5 protein-coding genes and 3 pseudogenes are annotated in these 8,709 nt (G+C 73.0%); 3 read left to right on the top strand and 5 right to left on the bottom strand.

Features of this window, described 5'->3' with window-relative positions; genetic code table 11:
- Positions 1–699 (top strand): annotated as a pseudogene (locus BGM09_RS36315) (hypothetical protein); the annotation flags it as partial.
- Here the strand turns inward: BGM09_RS36315 and BGM09_RS36320 are convergent.
- The 4 genes and pseudogenes from BGM09_RS36320 to BGM09_RS39290 all read right to left on the bottom strand — a co-directional run.
- Entirely contained in the window at positions 669–3,080 is a 2,412-nt protein-coding gene (locus tag BGM09_RS36320; RefSeq protein ID WP_188286025.1) for a right-handed parallel beta-helix repeat-containing protein, read from the bottom strand. The pseudogene BGM09_RS36315 and the gene BGM09_RS36320 overlap by 31 nt on opposite strands.
- A gap of 118 nt (positions 3,081–3,198) precedes the next feature.
- Entirely contained in the window at positions 3,199–3,828 is a 630-nt protein-coding gene (locus tag BGM09_RS36325) for a hypothetical protein (RefSeq protein WP_188286026.1), read from the bottom strand.
- A gap of 94 nt (positions 3,829–3,922) precedes the next feature.
- The gene (locus tag BGM09_RS36330) at positions 3,923–4,750 is read right to left on the bottom strand and encodes an MOSC domain-containing protein (protein ID WP_188286027.1); all 828 of its coding nucleotides are present in this window, start codon (positions 4,748–4,750) and stop codon (positions 3,923–3,925) included.
- 344 nt (positions 4,751–5,094) lie between these two features.
- Positions 5,095–5,460 (bottom strand): annotated as a pseudogene (locus BGM09_RS39290) (DUF6643 family protein); the annotation flags it as partial.
- Positions 5,461–5,655: 195 nt separating this feature from the next.
- Between BGM09_RS39290 and BGM09_RS36340 the strand changes: the two are divergent.
- Positions 5,656–6,996, top strand: a complete 1,341-nt coding sequence (locus BGM09_RS36340; protein WP_188286029.1) for a TerD family protein — start codon at positions 5,656–5,658, stop codon at positions 6,994–6,996.
- Positions 6,997–7,109: 113 nt separating this feature from the next.
- Here the strand turns inward: BGM09_RS36340 and BGM09_RS36345 are convergent, their stop codons facing one another.
- Positions 7,110–8,267 (bottom strand): glycosyltransferase, encoded by a 1,158-nt coding sequence (locus BGM09_RS36345; RefSeq protein ID WP_188286030.1) that lies wholly within the window; start codon positions 8,265–8,267, stop codon positions 7,110–7,112.
- A 218-nt stretch (positions 8,268–8,485) separates the two neighbouring features.
- Here BGM09_RS36345 and BGM09_RS36350 point away from each other — a divergent pair.
- Positions 8,486–8,709, top strand: a pseudogene (locus BGM09_RS36350) (glutamate racemase); the annotation flags it as partial.

The raw sequence follows: 8,709 nt of genomic DNA on the forward strand, positions 1-8,709 counted from the left end.
TCGTTCGCCCGGGGCGCCGGGGCTCTCGTGGGCGCCCTGCGCTCGGGCGGCACGCCGGAGGAGACCGCCGCCGGGGCGCCGGGCGTCTTCGACGCGGTCGCCCGCACCGCGCAGGCGCTCGGCTCCTGGATGGTCGGCGCCGCAGTGGTGGCCCTGGTCGCGCTGGGACGGCGGGCGTACCGCGACGCCTCCGCGCGCCGTACGGTCGGCATCCTGTGGGACGTCGGCACGATCTGGCCGCGCGCCGCGCACCCCTTCGCGCCGCCCTGTTACGCCGAACGCGCGGTGCCCGACCTGAGCTGGCGGATCCAGACCTGGACGCGGCGCACCGGCGGCCGGATCATCCTGTCCGGCCACTCGCAGGGCAGCGTCCTGGCGACCGCCGCGGTCCGGCAGCTCGACCCGGCCACCCGCGCCCGCGTCGCCCTGCTCACCTCCGGCTGTCCGCCGGCCCGGCTCTACGCTCGCCGGTTCCCGCCCACTTCGGGCCCGACCGGCTGCGCGGCCGCAGTCTGTTACCACCCGCTGCCGGAACCGGGGCTCGGGCACTCGGACTTCCAGGCCGACCCGGCATTCGCCGAGGAACGCACCGCGCTGCTCGCCGAGTTGGCGCGGTCAGGAACGGAGCGGGCCGGGCGGTCCGCCCCGGCGCCGACCTCGCTGCCCGCTCAGGGCAGCTCCGGCAGATCCTCCGGGTAGAGCAACTGGAGCTCCTCGTGGGTGGGTTCCTCGACCTGCGCCAGCCGTCCCGCGTGCCGCTCGACCATCGCCTCGAACGTCTGCCGGGCCGCGCGGCCGTTGCCGAACCCCGGACCCTTCGGGATCGCCGTGAAGTACTTGAGCAGCGCTTCGCCCGCGTCGTCCGCGAGTTGGTACTCCTGCTCCAGGACCTGCGACTCCACGATCCGCAGCAGCTCCTCCGCGGTGTAGTCGCCGAAGGTGATGGTCCGTGAGAAACGCGACGCCACACCGGGGTTGGACGCCAGGAAGCGCTCCATCTCGGCGGTGTACCCGGCGACGATCACCACCACCGCGTCCCGGTGGTCCTCCATCAGCTTCACCAGCGTGTCGATCGCCTCGCGCCCGAAGTCCCGCCCGGAGTCCTCGGGGGCCAGCGCGTACGCCTCGTCGATGAACAGCACACCGCCGCGGGCCCGATCGAACGCCTCCTGGGTACGGATCGCCGTCGAACCGATGTGCTCGCCCACCAGGTCCACCCGCGCCACCTCGACGAGATGGCCGCGCTGGAGCACGCCGAGCGACGCCAGGATCTCCCCGTACAGCCGCGCCACCGTGGTCTTGCCGGTGCCGGGGGAACCGGTGAAGACCAGGTGGCGGCGGAGCGACGGCGCCTTCAGCCCCGCCTCCTGGCGGCGCCGACCGACCGCGATCAGGTCGATCAGCGTACGCACCTCGCGCTTGACGCTGTCCAGGCCGACCAGCGCGTCCAGGTCGCCGAGCACGTCGTCGCTGTCCCGCGCGACCTGCTCGGGCGGCGCGGCCTCGGCCACCGGGCGCTGCTCAGGGACACCGCCGAGCAGCCCGTACGACTGTGTCGCCGCGGCCTGCTGCACGGCCGCGGCGCCCGAGGGCACCGGCACCGGATCGGCCTCCGTCGCCGCCCGGTCGCTGGTGCAGTCCTCGCTGACCGGGCCCGGCTCGGCGAATTCGTAACCGCCGCGCGCGCAGCGCTCGGTACGGCAGCGGGTCAGCGTGGACCGGCAGCCGTCGATGATGTGGAAGCCGTAGCCGCGGCTGCCGGTGACCCGGACCGCGGTGAAGGTGCCGCGGCCCTCGGCCGAAACGTAGATGCCGGACTCGGCCGCGTTGGTGACCGTGCAGCGGTCGAGCGCCGGATCGGCGCCCTTGGTGACGATCACTCCGGTCGCGGTGTCGTCGATGGTGACCTGCGCGAGGGTGCCGCCGCTGCCGTGGTCGCGGAACCAGGCGCCGGTGGCGGCCTCCCGGATCCGGCAGTCGTCGAGCTGGACGTTGGCGCCGTCGCTCACCGACACCGCGGTGTTGCGGATCTGCGAGAAGTCGGTGTCCACGACATCGGCGCGCGAGCCCCGGTCCAGGACGAAGAGCGCGTCCGGCACGTCGTGGACCCGGCAGGAATCCAGTATGGCCACGGCGCCGTCGCTCACCCAGACCGCCGGGTAGTCGCCCGTGCTGTCGTGGATCTCGCACTGGTTGGCGTCCACGCGGGTGCCCGGGTCCCACACCGACAGGCCGTTGCGGCCGAAGCGGCGGACCTGGCAGCGGGTCAGCGTCAGCACAGAACGCGCCCGCAGGTCGACCGCGTTCTCCGGGATGTCGTGGATGTCGCAGTCCGCCATCGCCAGCACCCCGTCGGTGTCCAGCGAGATCCCGTCGCCGGTCGTGCGGTGCACCTGGCAGTCGGTGAAGTGCGCGGAGGCGCGCGCGGAGACCTGCACACCGCTGCCGCGGATCTCGTAGACCTCGCAGCCCACCGCCTCCAGGGCGCTGCCCTCGCCGGTCACCGAGAGGCCGGAGCCCGAGGTGTTGTGCACCCGGCAGCGCTCGAGACGCGGCGCGGCCCCGCCGCGCACCGCGATCCCGCTCTGGCCCGCGGCGACCACCTCGCACTCCTCGAACAGCCCGCCCGCGGAGTCCAGCACGCTGATCCCGAGGCCGCCGGGATTGTCCACCGTGCACTGCCGCACCGTGGGCCGGGCGCCGTCGCGCACTTCGAGGCCGACAGCGGAACGGGTGTTGATCCGCAGGCCCGTCAACTCGGGCGCGCACGCCTCGACGAGCAGCGCGGCGGCCGAGATGTCCTGGCCCTCCACCACGAGGTCCTGGACGGTCGCGGCGGCCCGTACGGTCAGCGCCACGCCCGAGGCCGGGGCGATCCGTACCGTCCCGGCGCCGTCGGCGCAGCGCAGTGTCACCTCGCGGTCCAGCACCAGATTCTCCCGGTAGGTGCCTGAGCTCACCGAGAGGATGTCACCGTCCGCCGCCGCTTCGACCGCGGCGGCCAGCGACTCGTACTCGCCCGTGCGGCGGCGCCACCGCGAGCTGTTCGGATTGGTCACCTGGACCACGCCATGTGCCATCGGGCTGCTGTGCCCCCACCTCTTGCATCTGCTGACCGGGGACCAACCGTAGCGTGCGCGGAAGGCGCCTGTTGACGAACACCGGTCCGCCCGCGGTCCCGCCCGGTCCTCGCGCCGCTCAGCCGCCTGCTCCCGCGCGGCCCCAGTCCTGGCCGACGCGGGCCCAGTCCCGCTCCCAGCTCGTCAGCCGACGGCTCATCAGCCGCCACATCACCAACTGCCGTACGATCATCAGGAATCCGGCAGCGGACGTCGCGGCCGCGGTGCCCGCCAGTACGGAGTGCGTGGCGGCGGTGGCCGAATCCAGCGGTGGTGCGACCAGTTCGCCCGAGCGGTCCGTCCACAGCCAGATACCGCCCTTGCGCCAGACCTCGATGTCGCCGGGCACCGTCGCGCTGTAGACGGATCTGCCGTCCGGGGACTTCCAGCGCAGCAGATCGCCGCGGCGCGGATCGGCGGTGCCGACCTTGTCGGCGACCACGGGCGTCGTCGTGTCCGGCGGATCCAGTACGGTGGCGGGGACCAGCCGCCGCTGCGCGTTCTCGGTGCGCACCACCCGCTGGAGGGCCCGGTCCACCGAACTGCCCGCCCACCAGCCGAGCGCGGGGGTCGCACAGAGCAGCACCACGGTGGCCACACCGAGCCACGCCTCGACGAGATCGGAGCGGCGCCGCAGCGGATTGCGCCGCCACCGCCAGCCGAGCTTCCTGAGCCTTGTGCGCTGACTCTGCCGACTCTGGCGATTCATGGACGGAACCCCCTTCACACCCGTTCAACTACCGCAATCGGCGCGACTCATGCGTGTGGATCCGCGGGGGTCGCGGGAGTGCCGCGGCGACGCGTTACTCCACGATGGTCAACGGGTCGCCGACCCGTAGGGTTCCGGGGTTCTCGGGGATCAGATTCTGGCCGAAAACGAGACTCGAACCGATCCTGCGGTACTTGCCGAGAGTGTGCAGCGGCTCCTTGCCTCGCCCGGCGCTGCCCTGGTCGGTGGTGGTGATCACGCACCGCCCGCAGGGCTTGGGGACGCGGAAGGTGACCTCGCCGATCCGTACCCGCCGCCAGTCGTCCTCGGCCCACGCCTCGGTGCCGTCCACGACCGCGTTCGGCCTGAAGCGGTTCATCGGCAGCGGGCCCTCCTCGGCCCGGTCGCCCCGCGCGATCAGCGAGTTGAGGGCGGCGAGCGAGGCGGTCGTGGTCACCAGCAGCGGAAAGCCGTCGGCGAGGCTGACCATGTCGCCCGGCGCGGAGAAACCGGGGTCGACCGGCCGCCGAAGCGAGGGGTCGTCCATGTGCGTCAGCCGCACCGGGCGGCCGAGATACCCGCTGAACCAGTCGTCGGCCGCCTGCCCCGCGGGCACGACCTCGATCTTGTGGGCGAAGAGCGTCACCGTCTCCAGCGGGCCCGGCTCCGGCACCGCGACATCGAGCGGCGGCAGCCCGGGACCGGTCAGCCGCAGACCGCCACCCCCCACGGGCTCGGCGGCCAGCAGCGCCATACGCGGCTGTTCCCGCTGTGTCACGGCCTTGCCCCGCTCGCGGTCGACCAGCATCCAACGGCGGTCAGCGGCGAGCCCCCACGGCTCCACGACCGCCGTCCGCATGCTGATTCCACGCAGCGACTTGACCGGGTAGATGTGCAGCGCGCTGAGGACGGTCGAGGTCATACCGCCATCCTGCCAGCCCACGCGCCGGGCCGATCGGCCCAGGAGGTACCTGATCAGCCCTGGTAGTAACCGCCTCCGGCGGCCGGGGGAACACCCTGGCCGAGGTTGCGCCGCGGGTACTGCTCCTCCGGGTGGCCACCGGGCACCTGCCGCGGCGGTACGGGACGCGGCGGCACCGGCCGCGCGGCCTCGTAGCCGGAGGGGGAGGGCTGCGGCGGCTGCGCCGGGTACCCGCCGCCGTTGCTGTAACCGTTGCCGGTGCCCGTCCCGTTGTAGCCGCCGTTGAAGGCGCCGGCGCCGGACCCGCCGCCGTTGAAGGCGTTCCCACCGTTGAACGCGCTTCCGCCGTTGAAGCCGCCGCGCGGAGCGGCGGTCTGCTGCGGGATGTACGGCGCGGGCGGCGGCTGGTACGCGGGTGTCGGGTAGCCGTTCTGCGCGGCGGGCTGCGGCTGGGTGTACTGCGGCGAGGGGGCCGACGGCCCCGACGGCAGAGCCGGGAGTGCGGGCAGCGCGGGAAGGTTGCTGCCGGGGTAGCCGCTGTATCCGGTGCCTGTCTCGTACGGGGTGTAGGACGGCACGCGGATGGGGGCGATCTGCGGTGTGCCTCGCTCGGCCACGAGGCTGTCGTAGATCGGGGTGTCCGGGAAGGACGAGGACGAGGGGTAGTAGCCGCTGTAGCCGCCACCATAAGAACCGCGGGGGGAGCTCATGAGCCATAAGTTAAGCCCACGATGTGGTCGTTGGGGAGACCGATTAGCGGGTTGTTTGCGCTGCGTGTTGCGCGGTCCTGTCCCCAATATGAGCGAATCCGGGGAAAACGGTCAGCGTCTCATGATGTGATCAGGTAAAAGCCGTGCGTCCTTGGTGTTACCGGGCGTCTCGGCGCAGGTGCGAGGGGGCATCCGATGACGCTGCGCAAGGGCGAGAACATGCCGCTGCCCACGGCGGTCCTCCAGGTGGAATTCACCAGGCGGGCGGGGACGGGCATCCCGCGCGCCGACGTCTGCGCGCTGCTCGTGGCGGACACCGGGGCCCGCGATGCGGACGATCTGGTGCACGCCGCGGCGCCCGTGCACCCCTCCGGCGCGGTGCGCTACGCGGCCGGTGGAACGCCGGATCCGGACCCGGCCGCGGGCACGGTCACCGACACTCTTTCGGTTGACCTCACGTCCGTCGAAACGGCCGTCACCTCCGTGCTGGTCGTCGCCCGCTCCGACGGCGGCACCTTCGGCCGGATCCCCGGACTGCGGCTGCGCGTCACCGAGGGGGGAGCGGAGGTCGCGCGCTTCGACTGCGAGGGCGCGACGGCGGAGACGGCGTACGTACTCGGCGAGTGTTACCGGCGCGGCGGCGGCTGGAAATTCCGGGCGGTCGGGCAGGGGTACGGCTCCGGGCTCGCGGGGCTGGGCGCCGCGTACGGGCTGCGGGCGGATCAACTGCCGGAGCGGCTGCCGGATGTGGTGCCCGAGCCTGTTCCCGATCCCGAGCCTGTTCCCGATCCCGATCCCGTACCCGAGCCTCCGCGTGAGGCGACGCGTGCCGTCGCTCCGGAGCCGACCGTCGTCGTACATGCCGTACCGCCCGCTGCGATGGCGCCGCCCGCTCCGGCTTCGGCGCCCGCGCCCGTACGGCTGTCCAAGGTCACGCTCACCAAGGACGCGCCGGTGGTCTCGCTCACCAAACAGGGCGGCACCACGGGCGCGTTGCGGGTCAATCTGAGCTGGCGGGTCGACCCGGCGCGCGGCGGCGGGCGGTTCCACAAGGGCGGCGGCGTCGACCTCGACCTGTGCGCGCTCTTCGAACTCTCCGACGGCAGCAAGGGTGTTGTGCAGGCCCTCGGCAACGCCTTCGGCTCGCTGTACCAGCCGCCGTTCATCCTGCTCGACGGCGACGACCGCACCGGCGGCAGCGCGTCCGGCGAGAATCTGACCGTCAACCTCGACCACACCGCCCACTTCCGGCGGATCCTCGTCTTCGTCACGATCTACGAGGGCGCCCGCAGCTTCGCGGGACTGCACGCCACCGTCACGCTCCAGCCGCAGTACGGCGCCCCGGTCGACTTCGTCCTCGACGAGTGCACCGTGCAGTCCAACGTCTGCGCCCTCGCGCTGCTGGTCCGCGAGGGCGACGACCTCGTCGTACGGCGCGAGGCGCGGTATCTGGTGCCCAGGCGCGGCGTGAGCCCGCAGCGCACGACGGACTACGCGTACGGCTGGGGTCTCAACTGGACGCCGGGCCGCAAGTGAGGCGTGGCTGAACGGACTTGGCGCGCGTCCCGACGGCTCCGTGTCGATGGGCTCCGTGTCGATGGGCTCCGTGTCGAGGGGCTCCGTGCCGAGGGGCTGGAAGCCGACGCGCTCTAGACGGAGGTGTCGGGCCGCGCGTAGGTGCGGCCCTTCCAGGCCGCGCCCCGGCCGCGGTAGTGCTCCACCGCCGAGTCGACGGTCATCAGCAGATACAGCGCCGCCGTGTACGGCAGGGTCGGCGCCAGCCACCACGGCTGCCCGTAGTACCGCAGCATCGGTACGTAACTGGCCGCCATCGCCGCCCACGCGGCGAGCCCCAGTGCGCACAGCGGCCACGCCCCGGCGATAGCGCCGCCGACCGCCGCGACCGGCGGCACCAGATAGATCAGCGCGAGGCCGAGCACCGTGCCGAGCAACACCGCCGGATTGTGCCGGAGTTGCGCGTACGCGCTGCGCGAGACCATCCGCCACAGCTCGCCCAGGTCCGGGTAGGGCCGCACGCTGTCCACGCGTTCGGCGAGCCCGAGCCAGATCCTGCCGCCCGAACGCTTCACCGCGCGGGCGAGCGCCACGTCGTCGATCACCGACTGCCGGATCGAGTCCGGCACCCGGGCGGCGGCCACGGCCGACGCCCGGATCAGCACGCAGCCGCCCGCGGCGGCGGCCGTACGGGAGCGGGTCTTGTTGATCCAGCGGAAGGGGTAGAGCTGCGCGAAGAAGTACACGAAGGCCGGGACGATCAGCCGCTCCCAGCCCGTCTCCACGCGCAGCCGCGCCATGAGCGAGACCATGTCGAGGTCGCAGGAGACCGCTGCGGCCGTCAACTCGCGCAGACTGTCCGGCCGGTGGGCGATGTCGGCGTCCGTCAGCAGCAGGTAGTCGGGGCCGCTGCGCTCGGCGGCCAGCGTGATGCCGTGCCGTACCGCCCACAGCTTGCCCGTCCAGCCGGGCGGCGGCTCGCCGGGCGAGGAGACGGTCAGCGGCAGACCTCCGTGCCGGTCGTGCAGCTCGCGGGCCAGTTCGCCGGTGCCGTCGGTGCTGCCGTCGTCGATCAGGAAGACCTCGGCGTGCCCCGGATACTCCTGCGCCAGCAGCGACGGCAGACTCACCCCGATCACCTCCGCCTCGTCCCGCGCGGGCACGACGATCGCGATCGACGGCCACTCGTCCAGCGCGCCACGGCGCGGCAGCCGCACATCGGTCCGCCAGAATCCCCCCTGCCCCACCACCAGCCACACCCAGGCCAGCAACGACACCCCTGCGATCACCATCAACACCGTCACGCCCCGCAGTCTGCCGCACCCACCCCCCGCCGCCCGGCGCGCCCCGCCCCGCCCTCCCCGAAACCGATCGGACCGCCCGCCCGACCGCCGACGTCCGCGCGGCGACGGCTCCGGCAGTGCGGGGCCCGGTCTCCCGGCATCGGGGTGTGTGCGGCTCGGAGGTGGCGACGCGGTGGCGGGGTGGGGAGCGTCGCTAGAGTGGCGGGGTGAAGATCGCACTGGTGGACTCCGGGATCGGACTGCTCGCGGCGGCGGCGGCCGTACGGCGGCTGCGGGTGGACGCGGATCTGGTGCTCTCGTCCGACCCCGAGGGAATGCCGTGGGGTCCGCGCGGCGCGGACGACGTGACCGGACGGGCGCTGGAGTGCGCGCGGGCCGCGGTCGCGCACCGGCCCGACGCGCTGATCGTCGCCTGCAACACCGCGACCGT

The sequence above is a fragment of the Streptomyces sp. CBMA29 genome (genome assembly GCF_014596445.1).
Lineage (GTDB): Bacteria > Actinomycetota > Actinomycetes > Streptomycetales > Streptomycetaceae > Actinacidiphila.